This window comes from Mycobacterium sp. E3198, assembly GCF_001667015.1.
Taxonomy (GTDB): domain Bacteria; phylum Actinomycetota; class Actinomycetes; order Mycobacteriales; family Mycobacteriaceae; genus Mycobacterium.
Window position 1 is genome coordinate 24,867 of the sequence record NZ_LZIS01000084.1, and the last position, 21,156, is coordinate 46,022.

The window sequence follows — 21,156 nt, forward strand, 5'->3', positions numbered from 1 at the left end:
TAATCGAGTACCTAACTTTTGGGCTCCGGCTTGGCGTCGATCCCGGACTCCTTGCGCTGCTGGGCGGTGATCGGGGCCGGCGCGTCGGTGAGTGGGTCGACGCCGCCGCCGGTCTTCGGGAAGGCGATCACCTCGCGGATCGAGTCGACGCCGGATAGCAGCGCGTTGATCCGGTCCCAGCCGAACGCGATGCCGCCGTGCGGCGGCGCGCCAAACATGAACGCCTCCAACAGGAATCCGAACTTCTCCTCCGCCTCGGCCTTGTCCAGGCCCATCACCGCGAACACCCGCTCCTGGATGTCGCGGCGGTGGATACGGATCGAGCCGCCGCCGATCTCGTTGCCGTTGCAGACGATGTCGTACGCGTCGGCCAGCACGCCGCCGGGATCCTTGTCGACCGCATCCTCGAAATCGGGCTTGGGCGAGGTGAACGCGTGGTGCACGGCCGTCCACGCCCCGGCGCCCACCGCCACGTCGCCGGCCGCGGTGGCGTCCTCGGCGGGTTCGAACAGCGGCGGGTCGACCACCCACACGAACGCCCACGCGTCCGGGTCGATCAGGTCCAGCCGCCTGGCGATCTCGCCGCGCGCGGCGCCCAGCAGCGCCCGCGACGACTTCGCCGGGCCGGCCGAAAAGAAGATGCAGTCACCCGGCTTGGCGCCGACGTGCCCGGCCAGCCCGCCGCGCTCGGCGTCGGACAGGTTCTTGGCCACCGGGCCGGCCAGCTCGCCGTCGTCGCCGACCAGCACGTAGGCCAGGCCCCGGTGCCCGCGCTGCTTGGCCCACTCCTGCCAGCCGTCCAGGGTGCGCCGCGGCTGCGAGGCCCCGCCGGGCATGACGACCGCGCCGACGTACGGCGCCTGGAAGACGCGAAAGGTGGTGCCTTTGAAGAACTCCGTGCACTCGACCAGCTCGAGGGCGAACCGCATGTCGGGCTTGTCGGAGCCGAACCGGCGCATGGCGTCGGCGTAGCTGATCCGCGGGATCGGCGTCGGAATCCGATAGCCGATCAGCTCCCACAGCGCGGTCAGGATCTCCTCGGAGACGGCGATGATGTCCTCGGCGTCGACGAAGCTCATCTCCATGTCGAGCTGGGTGAACTCGGGTTGGCGGTCGGCGCGGAAGTCCTCGTCGCGGTAGCAGCGGGCGATCTGGTAGTAGCGCTCCATCCCGGCCACCATCAGCAACTGCTTGAACAGCTGCGGGCTCTGCGGCAGGGCGTAGAACGAGCCCGGGTGCAGGCGGGCCGGGACCAGGAAGTCGCGCGCCCCCTCCGGGGTCGAGCGGGTGATCGTCGGCGTCTCGATCTCGACGAAGTCGTGCCGCGCCAGCACCGCACGCGCGGCGGCATTCACCTTGGAGCGCAGGCGAATTGCCGCGGCCGGGCCGTCGCGGCGCAGGTCGAGGTAGCGGTACTTCAGCCGCAGCTCCTCGCCGGCCGGCTCGTCCAGCTGGAACGGCAGCGGCGCGCTCTCCCCCAGCACGCTCAGCGAGGTCGCGTTGACCTCGATGTCGCCGGTCGCGATCTCCGGGTTGGCGTTGCCCTCCGGGCGGATCTCGACGACGCCGGTGACCGCGACGCAGAACTCGGCGCGCAACCGGTGGGCCTGGGCCAGCACGTCGGCCGCGCGGAACACCACCTGGGCGACCCCGGAGGCGTCGCGCAGGTCGATGAAGATGACCCCGCCGTGGTCGCGGCGGCGGGCCACCCAACCGGCCAACGTCACCTGCTGGCCGGCGTCGCTGCTTCTCAGCGAACCGGCGGCGTGGCTGCGCAGCACAAACACTCCCTTACCCGTGGTTGGAACGAGTGCCCAGTCTAGAGGGAGGTAATTTCGGTCCCATCGTCACCAACATCGCACTCGTCGGTCCCGGCGCCGTCGGCACGACGGTCGCCGCGCTGCTGCACAAGGCCGGTCATCCCGTGCTGCTGTGCGGCCACACGCCCCGCGACAGCATCGAATTGCGTCCCGACGGCGCCGATCCGATCGTCGTCCCCGGCCCGGTGCACACCGATCCCGCGGAGGTGAGCGGCCCCCTCGATGTCGTGGTGCTGGCCGTCAAGGCCACCCAGAACGACGACGCCGCCGGCTGGCTGGCCCGGCTGTGCGACGAGCACACCATCGTCGTGGTGCTGCAAAACGGGGTCGAGCAGGTCGAGCAGGTGCAGCCGCACTGCCCGTCGTCGCCGGTGGTCCCCGGGATCGTCTGGTACGGCGCCGAGACGCAGCCGCAAGGGTGGGTGCGGTTGCGCACCGAGGCCCGGCTGGTGCTGCCGTCGGGACCCTCGGCCGAAACCGTCGCCGAGCTGCTGCGCGGCGCCGGCTGCCACGTGGACTGCGACCCCGACTTCCGCACCGCCGCGTGGCGCAAGCTGCTCACCAACGCCCTGGCCGGCCTGATGGCGCTGTCGCGGCGGCGGTCCGGCATGTTCCGCCGCGACGACATCGCCGCGCTGTCGAGGCGCTATGTCGCCGAATGCCTGGCCGTCGCGCGGGCCGACGGCGCCCGGCTGCCCGACGACGTGGTCGACGAGCTGCCCGGGCTGTTCCGGCGGGCTCCCGAGGACATGGGCACCTCGATTTTGGCCGACGCCGAGAACCGCCGGCGAATGGAGTGGGACATCCGCAACGGCGTGATCATCCGCAAGGCCCGCGCCCACGGCCTGGCGACGCCGATCAGCGACGTGCTGGTGCCGCTTCTGGCGGCGGCCGGCGACGGCCCGGGCTAGATTCAAGCCATGTTCCCCTGCGAGCGCGTCGACCTGAGCTTCGTCGACAGCGCGCCGTTCCGCTTTTCCAACAGCGTCGAGTTGGCCGTCACCCCCGAGCAGCTGTTCGAGGTGCTGGCCGACGCGCAGTCCTGGCCGCGCTGGGCGCCGGTGATCACCAAGGTCACCTGGACCAGTCCCGAGCCGTTCGGCGTCGGCACCACCCGCACCGTCGACATGCGCGGCGGCATGGTCGGCAACGAAGAGTTCCTGGCGTGGGAGCCGTTCACCCGCATGGCATTCCGGTTCAACGAGTGCTCCACGCAGGCCGTCGCCGCCTTCGCCGAGGATTACCGGGTCGAGGTGATCCCCGGCGGCTGCCGGCTGACCTGGACCATGGCGCAAAAGCCGGCCGGGCCGGCGCGGTTGGCGATGTTCGTGGGCCGGCCGCTGCTGAACCTCGGCCTGCGCCGCTTCCTGCGGAACCTGCGCAGCTACACGGACGCCCTTGCGACCCGGCAACCTTAGGAGCGTGGGATGACCTTCAACGAGGGCATGCAGATCGACACCAGCACCGCGTCGTCGTCCGGTGGCGGCGGCATGGGGATGGCCGTGGGGGGCGGCGGGATCGGGCTGCTGATCCTCATCGGCGCGTTGTTCTTCGGCATCGATCCGGGCCGCGTGATGAACCAGCAGATGAACACCGGCGGCTATTCGGCGCCCGGTTTCGACCTCAGCCAGTGCAAGACCGGGGCCGACGCCAACAAGTACGTGCAGTGCCGCGTCATCGCCACCGGCAACTCCGTGGATGCGGTGTGGCACCAGCTGATGCCGAACTACACCCGCCCGCACGTGCGGCTGTTCACCGGTTCGGTCAATACCGGGTGCGGGCCCGCCACCACCGCCGTGGGCCCGTTCTACTGCCCGGTGGACCAGACCGCCTACTTCGACACCGACTTCTTCAAGGAGCTGGTCGACCGATTCGGTTCCAGCGGTGGGCCTTTCGCGCAGGAGTACGTGGTCGCGCACGAGTACGGTCACCACGTGCAGCAGCTGCAGGGCATCCTGGGCCGCTCCCAGCAGGGGGCGCAGGGCGCCGGCGGCAACGGCGTGCGCACGGAGCTGCAGGCCGACTGCTACGCCGGCATCTGGGCGCACTACGCGTCGACGGTCAAGCAGGAAAGCACCGGCGTGCCCTACCTGCAACCGCTGAGCGACCAGGACATCGCCGACGCGCTGTCGGCGGCGGCGTCGGTGGGCGATGACCGGATTCAGAAGGAGTCGACGGGCCGCGTCAACCCCGAGTCGTGGACGCACGGCTCGTCGGCGGAACGCCAGAAGTGGTTCACCATCGGGTACCAGACCGGCGACCCGAACAAGTGCGACACGTTCTCCGCGACGAACCTGGGCTAGCCCCTGGCCGCACAGGTGACGGTGGTGGTGGCGTCCTGGTGCGCGACCACTTGGCCGTCGACGGCGACCTCGCAGTGGAACTGCGCGGGACCGTTGCCGGAATCCGGCCAGTGCAGCATGCCGCTGGCGGTGATGCTCGCCCACTGGGTCGGGTTCGCCAACGTGGCCGTGTAGGTGACCGGCGCTCCCCCGCTCAGCGGCGCCTGCAGGCTGGTCATGAACTTCGACGGGTCGGCGTTGTAGGCGGCCTGGCTGGGCGGATCGGAACTCACGTAGTTGATCGTGGCGGTGAGATTGTTGGGGCTCGACACGGTGTAGGTCACCTGGTGGCCGTCCGCATGTGCAATCGCGGGGGTGACGGCCACCGCGGCGGCCGCCACAAACGTTGCCGACGCGACCGCGCTGATCACTGTTCGCACGTTCGTCATATCGAAAACGCTACCGGATTCGTTACCCGCCTCGGGTATGAAGCAGCTATGAGCGACGACCCTGGGATCAGCCGCCGCCGCCTGTTGACCACCAGCGCGGCGTCGGCCGCGCTGGGGGCGGGCATCGGGGGCGGCGCTGTGCTGTTGTGGTCGCATCCCCGGGCGCCCGCGCTGTGGTACCGCCCGGACCGCAACGGCGCCCCGCCGGTGACGGGCCTGCATCTGCAGTTCGGCGCGAACGCCGCCACGGAGGTGGTGGTGTCCTGGCACACCACCGAGGCCGTCCGCAATCCGCGCGTCATGCTGGGCACCCCGGGCTCCGGGTTCGGGCGCGTCGTCGAGGCCGAAACCCGCACCTACCGGGATGCCAAGGCGGGCGCCGAGGTTCGGGTCAACCACGCCCGCCTGACGGGCCTGGCGCCCGACTCCGACTACGTGTACTCCGCCGTGCACGACGGCGCCGAGCCGGAAAGCGGGACGGTGCGCACGGCGCCGTCGGGCCGAAAACCGCTGCGCTTCACCAGCTTCGGCGACCAGTCGACGCCGACGCTGGCCAGGCTGCCCGACGGCAGGTACGCCACCGACAACATCGGATCGCCCGCGGCGGCCGACACCACGCTGGCGGTCGAGCGCCTCGGTCCGCTGTTCAACCTCGTCAACGGCGACCTCTGCTACGCCAACCTCGCGCAGGACCGCATCCGCACCTGGTCGAACTGGTTCGAGAACAACACGCGCTCGGCGCGGTACCGGCCCTGGATGCCGGCCGCGGGCAACCACGAGAACGAATTGGGCAACGGCCCAATCGGTTACGGCGCCTACCAGACCTACTTCGCGTTACCGGATTCGGGGTCGAGCATCGAGACCCGCGGGCTGTGGTACTCGTTCACCGCCGGCTCGGTGCGGGTGATCAGCCTGAACAACGACGACATCGCCTTTCAGGACGGCGGCAACTTCTACGTGCACGGCTATTCGGGTGGCGAGCAAAAGCGTTGGCTTGCCGGCGAACTCGCCGCCGCTCGGCGCGACCCGGACGTCGACTGGATCGTCGTCTGCATGCACCAGACGGCGATCTCCACCGCCGACAAGGCCAACGGCGCCGATCTGGGGATCCGTGCGGAATGGCTGCCGCTGTTCGACCAGTATCAGGTCGATTTGGTGGTGTGTGGCCACGAGCACCACTACGAGCGGTCGCACCCGGTGCGCGGAACCCTCGGCACCGACACCCTCACCCCGACACCCGTCGACACCCGCAACGACGTCATCGATTCGACCCGCGGCACGGTGCACCTCGTCATCGGCGGCGGCGGCACGTCGGCGCCGACCAACGGGTTCCTCTTTCCGGAGCCGCGGTGCCGCGTGCTGACCGGCGTCGGGGCGTTCGACCCCGGGCTTGGCCACAAGGCGCCGGTCTACGTGCTGGAGGACGCGCCCTGGTCGGCATTGCGCGACCGCGACAACCCTTACGGCTTCGCGTCTTTCGACGTCGACCCGGGCCAACCCGGCGGCAACACCACGATCAAGGCCACGCATTACGCGCTGAGCGGTCCCTTCGGCCGGGTCACCGCGGTGGACGAGTTCACGCTGACCAAGCCGCGCGGCGACCGGCCCGCCTAGCTCAAAACAATGCCGCCTGCCGCGGCTCCGGGGCGGGCGGTGGCGGCGGCGTTGAACTTGGCCGGTGGTCGCCGGCCAGGCGATGCCTGGCGATCAGCGGCGCGGCCCGCGCGCGCAGCGCGTCGCGGTAGCCCGGCGGTAGATAGGCCCCGCGGCGGTACAGCTCCCGGTAGGTGCCGACCAGTTCGGGGTGCGAGCGGGCCAGCCACGCCATGAACCAGCCCCGGGTCGAACCGCGCAGGTGCAGACCGAAAACCGTCACCCCCGTGGCGCCGGCCGCGGCGATCTGGCCCAGCAGCCGATCGAGGTGCTCGGCGGAATCGGTGAGGTGCGGCAGCACCGGGGCGACCATCACGTGGCAGTCCAGACCGGCGTCGCGGATCGCGGTGATGAGACCCAGCCGCGCCTGCGGTGTCGGCGTGCCCGGTTCGACGTCGCGGTGCAGCTCCGGGTCGCCGACCGCCAGCGACACCGCGACCGACACCGGAACCTGTTGGGCCGCATCGGCGATCAGCGGGAGGTCGCGCCGCAGCAGCGTGCCCTTGGTGAGGATGGACAGCGGCGTGCCGGATCCGGCCAACGCGCCGATGATGCCCGGCATCAGCGCGTAGCGGCCCTCGGCGCGCTGGTAGGGATCGGTGTTGGTGCCGAGCGCGACGGTCTCGCGCTGCCACGACGGCCGGCGCAGTTCGCGGCGCAGCACCTCGGCGACGTTGGTCTTGACCACCACCTGGGTGTCGAAGTCGGTGCCGCAGTCGAAGTCGAGGTACTCGTGGGTGGGGCGGGCGAAACAGTAGCGGCAGGCGTGCGAGCAGCCGCGGTAGCCGTTGACGGTGTACCGGAAGGGCAGCGCCGCGGCGTTGGGCACCTTGTTCAGCGCCGACTTGCACAGCACCTCGTGAAACGTGATGCCCTCGAACTGCGGCGCGCGCACGCTGCGCACGAGGCCGATCCGCTGCAGCCCCGGCAGCGCCCCGTCGTCGACGGGGTCCCCGTTGACCGCGACGGCCTGGTTAGCCCAGCGCATAGACTTCATTCGAACAATAGTTCGATGCGGTGTCAAGTTTCGGTGCCCGGCGGCGAGGGTATGAGGGCCTCATGATTGCGGGTGCCCTGAATTCGCTGATCTGGATCTTGGTGCTCATCGCGATTGTCGCGGTGGTCATCGCCGTGGTGCGCGCGATGGCGAGGCCGCGCGCCGAACGGCCGGTCGTCGAGCAGCCGGTGGTGCAACAGCAGCCTGTCGTGACGAGCGGTTTGGCGCCCGGCTGGTACCCCGACCAGCAGGACCCGAATCAGATGCGGTATTTCGACGGTCGGGTGTGGACCGCGCAGACTCAGCCTCGCGATTGATGTAGTGCCGCGTTAGAAGCGCGGCGCTCTTGCTATGTCGAAGCTGCCGCGACAAGTTGCGATCGGCTACCGGCGCGCCGACCGGGGCGTAGCCAAGCTCACAGCACTGACGTCGACGACACCCGCGCCATCGACTCTCGGACAGCGGCGAGGGACCCCTCGGGGAAGTCCACCGCCCCACCGATCCGGGTCGCAGCCAGCTCTGCCTCGGCGCTTTCCTCGATCGCCACCAGCAGTCGAGCAGTAGCAAGAGGGTCAGGGCCGAACGCCAAGAGACCATGGTTGGCCAGCAAAACCGCGGTTGTCGCCGGGTGTCGTCCGAGAGCCTCGGCGATGTTCCGAGCAGACATACCCGACCCACGAGGTCCCCATGCCGCCACTGGCACGTCTTCGGCCTGCCCGAAACGAAGCAACGGCTCAAACCGGCACGGCAACGGCCGGTGGGCCAGCGCGAAAGCCGTCGCGGCGGGAGAGTGGGTGTGAATTACTGCGCCGACGTCAATGCGAGCGTTGTAAACGACGCTGTGCATGGCGATAATTTCGGCGTTCTCCGGCGCCAGCTCGCCGTCAACGACGTCGCCATCGAGACTGACTGTGGCCAGCTGGTCAGGGCGCAACTCTCGCACGTACCCGGTCGTGGTCAGCAAGAACCGATCCGCGTCGAGCCTGGCGCTCAGGTTGGCAAGCCCGGAGTGCGATAGCACCCCCGAGACGAGTAGATGCTTGTTAGCTTCGATGATCCGTTGAGCATGGGTTTGCACTTCGTGTGCAGTGGTCATCTCGCATTCTCCGAATCCCGTTTCATTCGATCCATTTTGCTGCAAACAGATCTGCTGCGCATTCGGATCATGGACGTGTTTCGATGACCCATTCTTCGTGTCGGCTCCGCCTGCCTGAGCGTGCTCTTCCGCGCAAGTGCAGTCAATGAGGTGGGGCCGACGAGTTGCGCGCCGTCCGGTCGGACTTTGCGTTGTTCATGCGCGAGGAGTGCGCCACGAAGCTGACGCACGCACCTAACCATCCCTGGGCGGTCAGCACGGCAGCCTGCATGGCACTTCCGCCGGGCGCGAACGCGGCCGCACAACCGAGGGGATCGCCGCCTTTCGTTGTGTCACCCAAAGATGGGCGTCAACGGGTTACCCCCGCACGGGGACAACCCGCGCGGTCAGGCTGTGGGGATCCATCCCCAGCAGAAACTGATATCCACCCAGCAGGGACTCGGGTCGGTCGCCACCAGCAAAGCCGCAGACGGCGCTCCCGCTCCCGTCACTAAGCGCGCACTCTCACGTGAGGCAACGACGCCCCCTACGCGCGCGTCTTGACGTGAGGCAAACGGGCTGACATTGGTTGGGGGAAGCTCAGCCGCCCAGTCGCGCAAGCACCCCGGCAACTACCGAATCCACCGGCACGGACGCCTGATCGCCCGTGCCCAGGTCCTTGACCCCGACGGTCCCGGTCTCGAGGTCCCGGTCGCCGGCCACCAGCGCGATCCGGGCGCCGGAGCGGTCGGCCGCGCGCATCGCGCCCTTGAGCCCGCGGTCGCCATAGGCCATGTCGACGCGGACGCCGGCGGCGCGCAGCCGCGCCGCGAGTACCGCCAGCGCCAGCTTGGCGGGCTCGGAAAGCGGCACCCCGAACACGTCGCAGCGCGTGGTCTCCCCCACGCTCTTGTCCTCGGCGCGCAGGGCCAGCAGGGTCCGGTCGACGCCGAGCCCAAATCCGATGCCCGACAGGTCTTGCCCGCCGAGCTCGCGCATCAGGCCGTCGTAGCGGCCGCCGCCGCCGATGCCGGACTGCGCGCCCAGGCCGTCGTGCACGAACTCGAACGTGGTCTTGGTGTAGTAATCCAGCCCGCGCACCATCCGCGGGTTGATGACGTACGGCACCCCCAGTGCATCAAGGTGAGCCAGCACCGTGTCGAAGTGCTGTTTGGCGCCGTCGGACAGGTGATCCAGCAACACCGGCGCGTCGGCCGTCATCGCGCGTACCTCGGGCCGTTTGTCGTCGAGCACGCGCAGCGGGTTCAGCTGCGCACGCCGCCGCGTGTCCTCGTCGAGGTCGAGGCCAAACAGGAACTCCTGCAACAGTTCCCGGTACTGCGGGCGGCAGCTGTCATCGCCCAGCGAGGTGATCTCCAGCCGGAAACCGTCCAGGCCCAGCGAGCGGAAGCCGGCGTCGGCGACGGCGATCACCTCGGCGTCCAGCGCGGGATCGTCGACGCCGATCGCCTCCACCCCGACCTGCTGCAGCTGGCGATACCGGCCGGCCTGCGGGCGTTCGTAGCGGAAAAACGGCCCCGCGTAACAGAGTTTCACCGGCAGCGCGCCGCGGTCGAGGCCGTGTTCGATCACCGCACGCACCACGCCGGCGGTGCCCTCCGGCCGCAGCGTCACCGAGCGGTCACCGCGGTCGGCGAACGTGTACATCTCCTTGGCGACGACGTCGGTGGATTCGCCCACGCCGCGGGCGAACAGCGCTGTGTCCTCGAAGACGGGCAGCTCGACGTCGCCGTAACCGGCCCGCCGGGCCGCGGCCAACAGGCCGTCGCGCACCGCGACGAACTGCGCCGAATCCGGTGGGAGGTAGTCCGGCACCCCCTTGGGGGCAGAGAACTCTGTCACCGGCTCAGGCCCTCGAGGAACGGGTTGAAGCGCCGCTCGGCGCCGATGGTGGTCGCGTTGCCGTGTCCCGGCAGCACCACGGTGTCGTCGTCGAGCACCAACAGCTTGTCCATGATCGACGTCAGCAGGTCGCGGCCGCTGCCGCCGAACAGGTCCGTGCGGCCCACCGAGCGCTCGAACAGCGTGTCACCGGTAAGGACATAGCCCTTTTGGTCGGTGTCCTCCGACACCCGGAAGACCACCGATCCGCGCGTGTGCCCCGGTGTGTGATCGACATTGACGGTCACGCTGCCCAGGTCCAGCTTGTCGCCGTCGCGGTCCAGCTCCACCACCTGCTTGGGCTCGCGGAAAAACGCGCCCGTCACCAGCTGCGCCAGCCGCGGGCCGTAGCCGTGGATGGGGTCGGTCAGCATGAAACGGTCCTCGGGGTGGATGTAGGTGGGGCAGCCGAAGGTGTCGGACACCTTCTGGGCCGACCACATGTGGTCGATGTGCCCGTGGGTCAGCAGCACCGCGGACGGGGTCAGCCGGTTCTCGTCGAGGATTCGCCGCAGCGCGCCCATCGCACGCTGGCCGGGATCGACGATGACGGCGTCGGTTCCGGGGCGTTCGGCCAGCACATAGCAGTTGCACGCCAACATGCCGGCGGGGAATCCGGTGATCAACACGGTTCCCAGTTTCCCACGGGGGCCGGTTGGCGCCGGTCAGGGCGCCCCCATTAGCCTGGGCTGGCTATCTCGGGCCCGACGACCGACATGGAGGCATACCCGCCGTGCCGACCAACGAACAGCGACGTGCCAGCGCCAAGCGCAAGCTCGAACGGCAGCTGGAGAGGCGCCAGAAGCAGGCCAAGAGGCGCCGCGTCATGGTGATCGCCGGGGCCTCGATCGCGGCGGTGGCCGTGATCGTGGCGGTGGTGATCGCCGTCGTCAACACCAAGCACGAGCACAAGAGCAACACCGCGGCGCCGACGAGCACCCCCGCGGCCAGCAGCTCCCCCGAGAGCACGACGCCCGCGACGCCGCCCGGACAGGTTCCCCCGCTGCCGGCGTTCAAGCCGTCGGCCAACCTGGGCGCCAACTGCCAATACCCGGCGTCGTCGGACACGGCTGCCAAGCAGGTCAAGCCGCCGCGCACCGGCAAGGTCCCGACGGACCCGGCGCAGGTGAGCGCCAGCATGGCGACGAGCCAGGGCAACATCGGCCTGATGCTGGCCAACAACGAATCGCCTTGCACGGTCAACAGTTTCGCGAGCCTGATCGGCCAGAAGTACTTCGACGGCACCAAATGCCACCGGCTGACCACCTCGGACACGTTGGGCGTCCTGCAATGCGGCGACCCCAAGGGCGACGGCACCGGCGGCCCCGGCTATCAATTCGCCAACGAGTACCCGACCGACCAGTACCCGCCCAACGACCCCAAGTTGCAGCAGCCGGTGCTCTATCCGCGCGGCACCCTGGCGATGGCCAACGCAGGGCCGGGCACCAACGGCAGCCAGTTCTTCATGGTTTACAAGGACTCGCAGCTGCCGCCGCAGTACACGGTCTTCGGCACCATCCAGCCCGACGGGCTCGCCGTCCTGGACAAGGTCGCCAAGGCGGGCGTCGCCGGCGGCGGCGAAGACGGGCCGCCGGCCAGCGAGGTCACCATCAAGTCGCTGCTGCTCGACTAAACCCGGAGCAGCGCAACACCATCGCGTGGATTGCTGAGAATCGCCAGACTCGCGTGCCCCACCGTTTAGGGTTCGTGGGGTGAGTATTGATCCGGAGTCCTTCGGTCATTACCAAATAGTGGAGTTGCTGGGCCGCGGCGGCATGGGGCGCGTGTACCGCGCGTTCGATGCGTCCACTGACCGGGTGGTGGCCCTCAAAGTGCTCCCGCCGCACCTGGCCGAGGATCAGGACTTTCAGCACCGTTTCCGCCGCGAGGCGCGCATCGCGGCCGGGCTCAACGACCCGCACATCGTGCCCATCCACGGTTACGGCGAGATCGACGGCCAGCTGTACGTCGACATGCGGCTGATCGAGGGCCGCGACCTGTCGGAGTACATCGACGAGAGCGGCGGCCGGCTGTCCCCAGAGCGCACGGTTGCGGTGATCGAACAGGTTGCGGCCGCGCTGGATAGCGCCCACCGGGTGGGTTTGGTGCACCGCGACATCAAGCCGAAGAACATCCTCGTGACGACCGCGCAGAATTTCGTCTACCTGATCGACTTCGGCCTCGCCCGCGCCGAGTCGGACACCCAACTGACCCACACCGGCGCCACGATGGGCACCGTGGCGTACCTGGCGCCCGAGCGCTTCAGGGGGACAACGGATCACCGCGCCGACGTGTATTCGTTGGCCTGCGTGCTGTACGAGTGCCTGACCGGCAGCCGCCCCTACCCCGGCGACAGCCTGGAAGAACAGCTGCACGCGCACGTCAACGCGCCGCCGCCGCGGGCGTCGATCATGGCGCCCGGCATACCGCCGGCCTTCGATGCGGTGATATCGCGGGGCATGGCGAAGGACCCGGAAGCCCGCTACCAGTCGGCCATCGAGCTCGCGGAGGCGGCCCGGGCGGCGCTGTCCGGCCACGTCGATTCGGCGGTCGCCCCCGCCCCGGCGGCGCCCCCGCAGCCTCCCGATACGAGGACCTCGAGCAGGCGCCTGGTCCTGGGGATCGTCGGCGGGTCGCTCGTCGCCCTGGCGGCGGTGGTGGCCCTGGTCATCTCCCTGGTTTCCCAGAGCCACGGCTCCACCAACACCGCGGCGTCCAGCACCCCGACGCGCGCCAGGGTGCCCACCAGGCCGGGCTCGGCCCCGGGGACGTCCTCCGCCGCCGCCGCGACGGTGCCGCCGCTGCCCGCGTTCGCGCCCCCGCCCGACGTCGGTGCCAATTGCCTATACCCGCCGTCGCCGGACCCGGCCAGCAAGCCCGCCAGCCCGCCACGATCCGGCAGGGTGTCCACCGAACCGGCCCAGATCCACGCCGTCATCTCGACCAACTTCGGCGACATCGGCATCCAGCTCGCCAACAACGAGTCCCCGTGCACGGTGAACAGCTTCATCAGCCTGGCGAAGCAGGGATTCTTCGACAACACCATCTGCGGGCGGATGATCGACGAGCCGGAGGGGGGGACGCTGTTGTTCGGCGGCGGCGATGCCGACGGCGGCGGCGGCGCCGGCTATGAATTCGCCGACGAATACCCCACCAACCAGTACAAGGCGAACGATCCCGAGCTCAAGCAAACCGTGATCTATCCGCGCGGGACGGTGGCGATGGCCACCAACGGGCCGAACACCAGCGAGAGCCAGTTCTTCCTCGTCTTCCGGGACGCCGAGATCGAGCCCACGTCGACGGTGTTCGGCTCGGTCGACCAGGCCGGCCTGGAAACCCTCGACAAGATCGCCAAGGTGGGGGTCGCCGGCAACCGCACCCGGGGCATGCCGGCGAGCACGGTCACGATCGACTCGGTGCGGGTGGGCTAGACGCGATCCCAACGGGTACTCCAGCGCTTCGGAATGAGCCCGCGAGTATCGGGAGGGTGCGATGGCCGCCAACAGCGCCGTGGAAATCCGGTTTGGCGCACCGGAGAACGTTTTGGAAGTTCAAATCGGCACCGTCGAAGTCGACGTGCCGCGGTCGATCGGCTATTTCGGGGGCCTCGCCGCGGCCGCCGGCCTGGGGCTGATCGAACCGCCGCTGGCGCTGTTCATCGCCGCGGTCCCCCTCTACAAGGTGCTCACCAACACCGCACTGCCCAGGGCGGTTCGCGTCGTGGGCGAGGTGCTCGAAGGGGCGGCGAAACCGGTGGGCAGCGACGCGGAGGGCGTCATCGTGCTGGAGGATCAGCGCGCGTCCGACACGCAGGTGGTGCAGGTCCGGTCGCAGCGCAAGCGGGCCGCCAGCCGCCGTTGAGCCGCCTCAGGCTGCGGAAGTCACCCGGTACACGTCGTAGACGCCCTCGACGTTGCGCACGACATTGAGCAGGTGCCCGAGGTGCTTGGGGTCGCCCATCTCGAAGGTGAACCGGCTGATCGCGACCCGGTCCCCCGACGTGGTGACCGACGCGGAGAGGATGTTGACCTTCTCGTCGGCGAGCACCCGGGTGATGTCGGACAGCAGCCGGTGCCGGTCGAGCGCCTCGACCTGGATGGCGACCAGGAACACCGACGACGCCGACGGCGCCCACAGCACCTCGATGATGCGCTCGGACTGCTGTTGCAGCGACGCGGCGTTGGTGCAGTCGGTGCGGTGCACGCTGACCCCGCCGCCGCGGGTGACGAAGCCCATGATCTGGTCGCCCGGCACGGGCGTGCAGCACTTGGCCAGCTTGGTCAGCACGCCCGGGGCGCCGGGGACCGAGACGCCGACGTCGTCGCTGCTGCGCGGGCGCCGCAGCATGGTGGTCGGCGTGGACCGCTCGGCGAGCTCCTCCTCGGCCTGGTCGATGCCGCCGAGCTCGGCCAGCAGCCGCTGCACCGCGTGCTTCGCCGACACGTGCCCCTCACCGATCGCGGTGTAGAGCGCCGACACGTCGGTGTAATGCAACTCGCGGGCCACCGCGGCCATCGACTCGCCATTCACCAAGCGCTGCAACGGAAGTCCGCCGCGGCGCACCTCGCGGGCCATCGCCTCCTTGCCGGCCTCCAGCGCCTCTTCGCGGCGCTCCTTGGCGAACCACTGCCGGATCTTCGCCTTGGCGCGCGGCGACACCACGAACTGCTGCCAGTCCCGCGACGGCCCGGCATTGGGCGCCTTGGACGTGAAAACCTCGACGACTTCGCCGTTTTCGAGCTTGCGCTCCAGCGCCACCAGACGGCCGTTGACCCTGGCGCCGATGCAGCGGTGGCCGACCTCGGTGTGCACCGCGTAGGCGAAATCGATCGGCGTCGACCCCGTCGGCAGCGTGATCACGTCGCCCTTGGGGGTGAACACGAAGATCTCTTGGACCGCAAGGTCATAGCGCAGCGACTCCAGGAACTCGCCCGGGTCGGCGGCCTCCCGTTGCCAGTCGAGCAGCTGGCGCATCCAGGCCATGTCGTCGATTTCGGCGGCGGCGTGCGGATGCGGAAGTCCGTTGCGGCCCTTGGCTTCCTTGTAGCGCCAGTGCGCGGCGATCCCGTATTCGGCGGTGCGGTGCATGTCGCGGGTGCGGATCTGCACCTCCAGCGGCTTGCCCTCGGGCCCGACGACGGTGGTGTGCAGCGACTGGTAGACGCCGTAGCGGGGCTGCGCGATGTAATCCTTGAACCGGCCCGCCATCGGCTGCCACAGCGAATGCACCACGCCGACAGCGGCGTAACAGTCGCGGATCTCGTCGCACAGGATGCGGATGCCGACCAGGTCGTGGATGTCGTCGAAGTCGCGGCCCTTCACGATCATCTTCTGGTAGATCGACCAGTAGTGCTTGGGGCGGCCCTCCACCACCGCCTTGATCTTCGACGCGTTCAGCGTGTTGATGATCTCGGTGCGGACCTTGGCCAGGTAGGTGTCCCGCGACGGCGCGCGGCCGGCGACCAGCCGCACGATCTCCTCGTACTTCTTGGGGTGCAGGATCGCGAAGGAAAGGTCCTCCAGCTCCCACTTGACGCTGGCCATGCCTAGCCGATGGGCAAGGGGCGCAATCACTTCCAGCGTCTCACGGGCCTTGCGCGCCTGCTTCTCGGGCGGCAGGAAGCGCATGGTGCGCATGTTGTGCAACCGGTCGGCGACCTTGATGACCAGCACCCGCGGGTCGCGGGCCATCGCGGTGATCATCTTGCGGATGGTCTCGCCCTCGGCGGCGCTGCCCAGCACCACCCGGTCCAGCTTGGTCACGCCGTCGACGAGATGGCCGACCTCCTCGCCGAACTCCTCGCTCAACGCCTCGAGGGTGTAACCGGTGTCCTCGACGGTGTCGTGCAGCAGCGCGGCCACCAAAGTCGTGGTGTCCATGCCCAATTCGGCCAGGATGTTGGCGACGGCCAGCGGGTGGGTGATGTAGGGGTCACCGGAGTGGCGCAACTGGGTGGCGTGCCGGGAGTCGGCGACCTCGAAGGCGCGCTGCAGCATCGACAGGTCCGCTTTGGGGTAGACCTCGCGGTGCACCGCGACCAGCGGTTCGAGCACGGGGTTCAGCGCGCTGCGCTGGGCCGTCATCCGGCGGGCCAGCCGGGCCCGAACCCGGCGCGAGGCGCTCGTCTTCTCGACCGGGGGCTCCCCGACGAGCAGGGGTTGCGTGACGTCCGCGGGCGCGTCGAGCGCCTGCGCCGCGCTCTTCTCGTCAGCCACGTTGGTCACCTCCGACCTCGAGGATATCGCTTCTGTCCGACCGCCCGGCCGCGTCGAGTGTGCGCCGAGGGCCTTGGGTGTGCGGCTACGGCGACGAGACGCCAAAATTCACGCCCTACGGGCACACTCAACGCCGCCAGTTCACACTCAACTGCCGAAACAGGGCCGTGGCTAGGCCCTGCTCAGGCTGTAGACGGGCAGCGGCGCGATGGCCTCGCGGCCGCCCAGCGCGGTGAGTTCCATGACCACCGCGGCCGCGCTCACGTGCGCCCCGGCGCGTTGCAGCAGCCGAGTGGCGGCGCCCAGGGTGCCGCCGGTCGCGAGCACGTCGTCGATGATCACAACGTCGCGGCCGCGCAAATCGATCCCGTCGGCGGGGATCTCCAGGGTGGCCGTGCCGTACTCCAGGTCGTACTGCTCGGCGTGCACCGGCGGGGGCAGCTTGCCCGACTTCCGGATCGCCAGCACGCCCGTGCCGAGCCGGCCGGCCACCGCCGCGGCGACCAGGAAGCCGCGGGAGTCGATGCCCGCCACCAGGTCCGCGCCGGACGCGACGTCGATCAACGCGTCGACGACCGCCGTCATCCCGGCCCGGTCGGCGAAGACGGGGGTGAGGTCCTTGAACTGGACGCCGGGCTTCGGGAAGTCCGCGACATCGCGGGCCAGCGACGCGATCAGCTCGGCCACGCCGGTCACTGCACCAGCGCCCATCGGTCCATGTTCCAGCCCACGCCCCAGCGCGTCGGATTCCTGCTCACGGCGTACATCTTCTTCGACTTCAGCAGCGTGCGCTGCTGGCGGTACAGCGGCAGGGTCGGCATGTCGGCCCACAGGATCGGCGCCGCCTGCGCCAGCAGCCTGGCCCGCTCGGCGGGGTCGGCCGACACGGCCAGCGCGCTGATGGCGCCGTCGACCTGGGGGTTCGAGTACCCGGACAGGTTGTTGCCGTTGCCGCTGTGCAGGTCGTAGGCGTCCATCGCCGAGGAACCGGTCGATCCGCTGCCGCTGGCCCCACCGGTGCTGGCCAGCAGCACGTCGATCTTGCCGTCCCGCAGCGCCTGCGGCCCCGAGGTGTCCAGCTTGGTGTCGGCCACGGTGATGCCGGCCGCGGCGCAGGACTTGGTCATGACCCCCACGGTCACCGCCAGCCGCGCGTTGGGCCCCTGGTAGCCGACCCGCACCGGCAGCGGCGCGCCGCCCAGCGCGTCGCGGGCCGCGTTGGGGTCCGCCTTGGCGAACGGGCCGGCCTCGGCGGCGCCCTCGCCGGCGGCGATCGCGTCCTCGGTGGCGGGTTGCAGACGCGTGTTGGCGATCGCCACCCCGGCGTCGTGCGCGATCGTGTCGCGCGGGGTGCACAGCGCGACGGCGCGCCGGGCCTTGGGCTGCGCCAGCGGCCCCTGCGGCGCGAAGATCATCTGCACGATGCCGTCCGACGGCGACTCGCTGCGCTCGAAGTTGTCCGGGGTGGACAGCGTCCCGGAGGAGCCGGACGCGACGTCGACCACGTCGACGCTGCGGTTGTTGACCCGGTCCTGGATGTCGGGCCCCTGCGGCCAGACGGTGATGCGCTTGGTGATCGGCTTGGGACCCCACCAGCGGTCGTTGGCGACGAGCACCACGGCGCCGCCGCTGAGCATCGACTCGATCTTGTACGGCCCCGACGACGGGAAGCGCTTCAGGTCCAGGCCGGGCTTGAGGTCCCAGATGCTGTTCCACGCCTTCGCGATGCGGTCGACGACCTGCGAGTTGTTGCTCAACAGCGCAGCCGTCACGTCCACGTTCAGCTCGTCGGCGATGACGTGGGACGGCATCAGCGAGGTCGCGCCGAACAGCTGGTTGTAGTCGACGACCCCGCGGTCGGGGACGAAGGACACCCGCGCCTTCTTCTGGCCCGGGATGCATTCGATGTTGGCGATGTCGACGTAACCCGCCTGGCTGGCCGCGTCGAATCCGGGGAACCGACCGGACTGCGCCGCCCAGGCCAGGACCAGGTCGTCACAGGTCACCGGCTTGCCGTCGCTGTAGACGGCGTTGTCGGCGATCTGGTAGTCGAGGACCAGCGGCGAACCGCTGACGACCGCGACGGTCCCGAAGTCGTGGTCGGCGACGACCTGCCCGTCCGGGCCGTGATAGCCGAAGCCCGTGAGCGTGCGGGCGAACGCCTGCGCCCCCGCCGATGCGGCGCCGACGACGGTGTTGGTGTTGTAGGTGGCCAGCGGGCCGTCGACCACGTAATCGATCTGCGAGGCGGCGCTACCCGAACAGGCCGTCAGCCCGAAAGCCGCCACCACGAGCCCGGCCAATGCCAGCCGACACCAGGTGGCCATCGCGGCTACCGCCGGCCGGCGTTTCGCTTGCCGCTCGGACGCCGGGTTCCGGTGGGTCGTACCGGCCGCGCACCCGGCGCCGGCTTGTTCGCGACGGGCTTGCTGGGCGCCTCGGGCTCCTCGGCGGCCTCGGTGACGTCGGTGGCCTCGGTGGCTTCCGTGCCGCCCTCGGCGGGCTCCTCGGCGGCCGACTCGGCGTGGGAGGGCTTGCGCCGCTTGAGGACCCGGCGCGTGTGGGTGCGCACCAGCTCGGTGCGTTCGCGCAAGGTGACCAGCAACGGGGTGGCGAAGAAGATCGACGAATACGTGCCGACCAGGATGCCGACCAGCTGCACCAGCGCCAGGTCCTTGAGCGTGCCGACGCCCAGCAGCCACACCGCCACGACCATCAGCGCCAGCACGGGCAGCACGCCGATCAGGCTGGTGTTGATCGAGCGCATGAACGTCTGGTTGATCGCCAGGTTCGCGTGCTCGGCAAAGGTGCGCCGGTTGGTGTGCTGGAAGTCGCGGGTGTTCTCCTCGACCTTGTCGAACACGATGACGGTGTCGTACAGCGAAAAGCCCAGGATGGTCAGCAGGCCGATGACCGTGGCCGGGGTGACCTCGAAGCCGACCAGCGAATACACGCCGGCGGTGACGGTCAGGTCGAAACACATGGTGGTCAGCGCGGAGATCGCCATGTAGCGCTCGTAGCGCACGGTGATGTAGAGGCTCACCAGCGCCAAGAACACCACAAGGGCGATCAGCGCCTTCTTGGTGATCTGGTCGCCCCAGGTCTCCGACACCGCCGAGTCGCTGATGGCCTGCTTGCTCGGCTTGCCGTCGTTGCCCTTCGGCTGGAATGCGTCGAACAGCGCGTTGCGCAGCTTGGTGGTCTGGTCGTTGGTCAGGGTCTCCGAGCGGATCTGCACCGTCGCCGAGGCGCCGTTGCCGACGATGACCACAGACTCCGGGTCCTTGCCGATCGCCTTGCGGAACACCTCGGACACCTGCGACGTCTGGGCGTTACCCCGGGGCATCGAGACCGTCGTGCCCCCCTTGAAGTCGATCCCGAAGGTGAAGCCGCGCAGGATGATGCTGAGCAGGGCGATCGCGACGATCGCGCCGCTGATCCCGTACCACAGCTTGCGGCGGCCGATCACTTCGAACGCGCCGGTGCCGGTATAGAGCCGGGAAATGAAGTTGTGGTGCGGCAACTCGGTGGCGCCGGTCAGCTCGACCGCGCCTTCGGACGCCTTGGAGGAAGTCATGCGCTAACCCCGTCCCGTCTTCACGTCCGCGGCGGCCAGGCGTTCGCGCGCGGCCTGCTGCACGGCCCCCAGGCCGTTGTACGCCGGCTTGGCCAGCGTCGCGGACTTGGAGGCCAGGTAGACCAGCGGCCAGGTCACCAGGAACACCACCACGACGTCGAGGATCGTGGTGAGTCCCAGGGTGAAGGCGAAGCCGCGCACCTGGCCGATCGCCAGGGCGTAGAGCACCGCGGCGGCCAGGAAGGTGACGGCGTTGCCCGACACGATCGTCTTGCGGGCCCGCACCCACCCGCGTGGCACCGCCGACCGGAACGAACGGCCCTCTCGTATCTCGTCTTTGATGCGTTCGAAGAAGACGACGAACGAGTCGGCGGTGGTGCCGATGCCGATGATCAGACCCGCGATGCCGGCCAGGTCCAGGGTGTAGTTGATCTGGCGACCCAGGATCACCAGGATCGCGAAAACCATTGCGCCGGAAGCGGTCAGCGACAACGCCGTGAGCAAGCCCAGCACGCGGTAGTACAGCAACGAATACAGCAACACCAGGACGAGGCCGATGGCGCCGGCGAGCAGGCCGGCCCGCAGCGAGGTCAATCCCAGTGTCGCCGAGACGGTTTGGGCCTCCGAGGCTTCGAAGGACAGCGGCAGCGACCCGTATTTCAGGACGTTGGCCAGCTGCTTCGCCGTGGACGCGTTGAACGGCGGCTGGCCGCCGGAGATCTGGGTGCGCCCGCCGGGGATGGCCTCCTGGATCATCGGCGCGCTGACCACCTGGGAGTCGAGCGTGAACGCGGTCTGGGTGCCGACGTGCGCGGCGGTGAAGTCCGCCCAGGTGTTCGCGGCGGCGGGTTTGAACTGCAGGTCGACGACGTAGCCGATGCCGCGCTGGTTCTGGCTCGACGTGGCGTTGGCTATCTGATCGCCGCTGATGATCGACGGGCCCAGCAGGTAGGCGACCTTGTGGTCGGTCGAGCAGGTCACCAGCGGCAGGGCCGGGTCGTCGTTGCCGGCGAGGATGTCGTCCTTCTTATCGCACTGGGTCGCCTGGAACTGCAGGGCGAGGAACTGGATGCCCTGGCGGGTGCTCTGCCGCCACTCCTTTTCCTCGGCGATGCGTCCATGATTTCGGCGCGGCCGGTGACCGCCGACAGCGGCAGGCCGTCGGCGATGCCCTTGGCGGTGCAG

Annotated in this window: 18 protein-coding genes and 2 pseudogenes; 8 read left to right on the forward strand and 12 right to left on the reverse strand. The window is 69.3% G+C overall.

Going from position 1 to position 21,156, the window contains the following annotated elements:
- Nucleotides 1–11 precede the first annotated feature (11 nt).
- The gene (aspS, locus tag A5673_RS09355; protein WP_156748037.1) at nucleotides 12–1,787 is read right to left on the reverse strand and encodes an aspartate--tRNA ligase; all 1,776 of its coding nucleotides are present in this window, start codon (nucleotides 1,785–1,787) and stop codon (nucleotides 12–14) included.
- Between the two features lie 56 nt (nucleotides 1,788–1,843).
- Here aspS and A5673_RS09360 point away from each other — a divergent pair, with 56 nt between their 5' ends.
- Genes A5673_RS09360 through A5673_RS09370 form a run of 3 tightly spaced genes read left to right on the forward strand, consistent with a single transcriptional unit; the run spans nucleotide 1,844 to nucleotide 4,123 of the window.
- The gene (locus A5673_RS09360) at nucleotides 1,844–2,731 is read left to right on the forward strand and encodes an oxidoreductase (protein WP_197518338.1); all 888 of its coding nucleotides are present in this window, start codon (nucleotides 1,844–1,846) and stop codon (nucleotides 2,729–2,731) included.
- A 9-nt stretch (nucleotides 2,732–2,740) separates the two neighbouring features.
- On the forward strand, nucleotides 2,741–3,238 hold the full coding sequence (locus A5673_RS09365; protein ID WP_068230325.1) for an SRPBCC family protein: 498 nt from the start codon (nucleotides 2,741–2,743) through the stop codon (nucleotides 3,236–3,238).
- Between the two features lie 9 nt (nucleotides 3,239–3,247).
- Nucleotides 3,248–4,123, forward strand: coding sequence for a neutral zinc metallopeptidase (locus tag A5673_RS09370; protein WP_068230333.1), 876 nt, complete (start codon nucleotides 3,248–3,250; stop codon nucleotides 4,121–4,123).
- Here A5673_RS09370 and A5673_RS09375 read toward each other — a convergent pair.
- A complete protein-coding gene (locus A5673_RS09375) occupies nucleotides 4,120–4,551 on the reverse strand; it encodes a hypothetical protein (RefSeq protein ID WP_068230335.1) in 432 nt (143 codons plus the stop codon). The two genes, A5673_RS09370 and A5673_RS09375, sit on opposite strands and share 4 nt — an antisense overlap.
- 48 nt (nucleotides 4,552–4,599) lie before the next feature.
- On the opposite strand from A5673_RS09375, the gene A5673_RS09380 reads away from it, so the two are divergent.
- On the forward strand, nucleotides 4,600–6,165 hold the full coding sequence (locus A5673_RS09380; RefSeq protein WP_068230337.1) for a metallophosphoesterase family protein: 1,566 nt from the start codon (nucleotides 4,600–4,602) through the stop codon (nucleotides 6,163–6,165).
- A 1-nt stretch (nucleotide 6,166) separates the two neighbouring features.
- Here A5673_RS09380 and A5673_RS09385 read toward each other — a convergent pair whose 3' ends face one another.
- On the reverse strand, nucleotides 6,167–7,192 hold the full coding sequence (locus A5673_RS09385) for an Rv2578c family radical SAM protein (RefSeq protein ID WP_068230339.1): 1,026 nt from the start codon (nucleotides 7,190–7,192) through the stop codon (nucleotides 6,167–6,169).
- A gap of 71 nt (nucleotides 7,193–7,263) precedes the next feature.
- Here A5673_RS09385 and A5673_RS09390 point away from each other — a divergent pair, with 71 nt between their 5' ends.
- Nucleotides 7,264–7,518, forward strand: coding sequence for a DUF2510 domain-containing protein (locus A5673_RS09390; protein WP_068230343.1), 255 nt, complete (start codon nucleotides 7,264–7,266; stop codon nucleotides 7,516–7,518).
- 98 nt (nucleotides 7,519–7,616) lie between these two features.
- On the opposite strand, the gene A5673_RS09395 is transcribed toward A5673_RS09390, so the two are convergent.
- The 3 genes from A5673_RS09395 to A5673_RS09405 form a co-directional block, all read right to left on the reverse strand.
- Complete coding sequence (locus A5673_RS09395; protein WP_068230348.1) at nucleotides 7,617–8,297, reverse strand: class II aldolase/adducin family protein; 681 nt, start codon at nucleotides 8,295–8,297, stop codon at nucleotides 7,617–7,619.
- 579 nt (nucleotides 8,298–8,876) lie between these two features.
- Nucleotides 8,877–10,139, reverse strand: a complete 1,263-nt coding sequence (gene hisS / locus A5673_RS09400) for a histidine--tRNA ligase (protein ID WP_068230351.1) — start codon at nucleotides 10,137–10,139, stop codon at nucleotides 8,877–8,879.
- Complete coding sequence (locus A5673_RS09405) at nucleotides 10,136–10,807, reverse strand: MBL fold metallo-hydrolase (protein WP_068230353.1); 672 nt, start codon at nucleotides 10,805–10,807, stop codon at nucleotides 10,136–10,138. The genes hisS and A5673_RS09405 overlap by 4 nt, the downstream gene beginning before the upstream one ends.
- 104 nt (nucleotides 10,808–10,911) lie before the next feature.
- Between A5673_RS09405 and A5673_RS09410 the strand changes: the two genes are divergently transcribed.
- The 3 genes from A5673_RS09410 (at nucleotide 10,912) to A5673_RS09420 (ending at nucleotide 14,039) form a co-directional block, all read left to right on the forward strand.
- A complete protein-coding gene (locus A5673_RS09410) occupies nucleotides 10,912–11,811 on the forward strand; it encodes a peptidylprolyl isomerase (protein WP_068230356.1) in 900 nt (299 codons plus the stop codon).
- 79 nt (nucleotides 11,812–11,890) lie between these two features.
- Entirely contained in the window at nucleotides 11,891–13,609 is a 1,719-nt protein-coding gene (locus tag A5673_RS09415; RefSeq protein ID WP_068230359.1) for a protein kinase, read from the forward strand.
- Nucleotides 13,610–13,670: 61 nt separating this feature from the next.
- Nucleotides 13,671–14,039 (forward strand): hypothetical protein, encoded by a 369-nt coding sequence (locus A5673_RS09420; protein ID WP_068230363.1) that lies wholly within the window; start codon nucleotides 13,671–13,673, stop codon nucleotides 14,037–14,039.
- A 6-nt stretch (nucleotides 14,040–14,045) separates the two neighbouring features.
- Here the strand turns inward: A5673_RS09420 and A5673_RS09425 are convergent, their stop codons facing one another.
- From A5673_RS09425 to A5673_RS29955, 6 genes and pseudogenes are all read right to left on the reverse strand, one after another.
- Nucleotides 14,046–16,394, reverse strand: a complete 2,349-nt coding sequence (locus A5673_RS09425; RefSeq protein WP_068230389.1) for a bifunctional (p)ppGpp synthetase/guanosine-3',5'-bis(diphosphate) 3'-pyrophosphohydrolase — start codon at nucleotides 16,392–16,394, stop codon at nucleotides 14,046–14,048.
- A 171-nt stretch (nucleotides 16,395–16,565) separates the two neighbouring features.
- On the reverse strand, nucleotides 16,566–17,105 hold the full coding sequence (locus tag A5673_RS09430; protein ID WP_068230367.1) for an adenine phosphoribosyltransferase: 540 nt from the start codon (nucleotides 17,103–17,105) through the stop codon (nucleotides 16,566–16,568).
- The gene (locus A5673_RS09435) at nucleotides 17,087–18,721 is read right to left on the reverse strand and encodes an ABC transporter substrate-binding protein (RefSeq protein WP_068230370.1); all 1,635 of its coding nucleotides are present in this window, start codon (nucleotides 18,719–18,721) and stop codon (nucleotides 17,087–17,089) included. The genes A5673_RS09430 and A5673_RS09435 overlap by 19 nt, the downstream gene beginning before the upstream one ends.
- A 5-nt stretch (nucleotides 18,722–18,726) precedes the next feature.
- Nucleotides 18,727–19,971, reverse strand: coding sequence for a protein translocase subunit SecF (secF, locus tag A5673_RS09440; RefSeq protein WP_068230372.1), 1,245 nt, complete (start codon nucleotides 19,969–19,971; stop codon nucleotides 18,727–18,729).
- Between the two features lie 3 nt (nucleotides 19,972–19,974).
- Nucleotides 19,975–21,087: pseudogene (secD, locus tag A5673_RS09445) on the reverse strand (protein translocase subunit SecD); the annotation flags it as partial.
- Nucleotides 21,084–21,156, reverse strand: a pseudogene (locus tag A5673_RS29955) (hypothetical protein); the annotation flags it as partial. The pseudogenes secD and A5673_RS29955, both read right to left, overlap by 4 nt.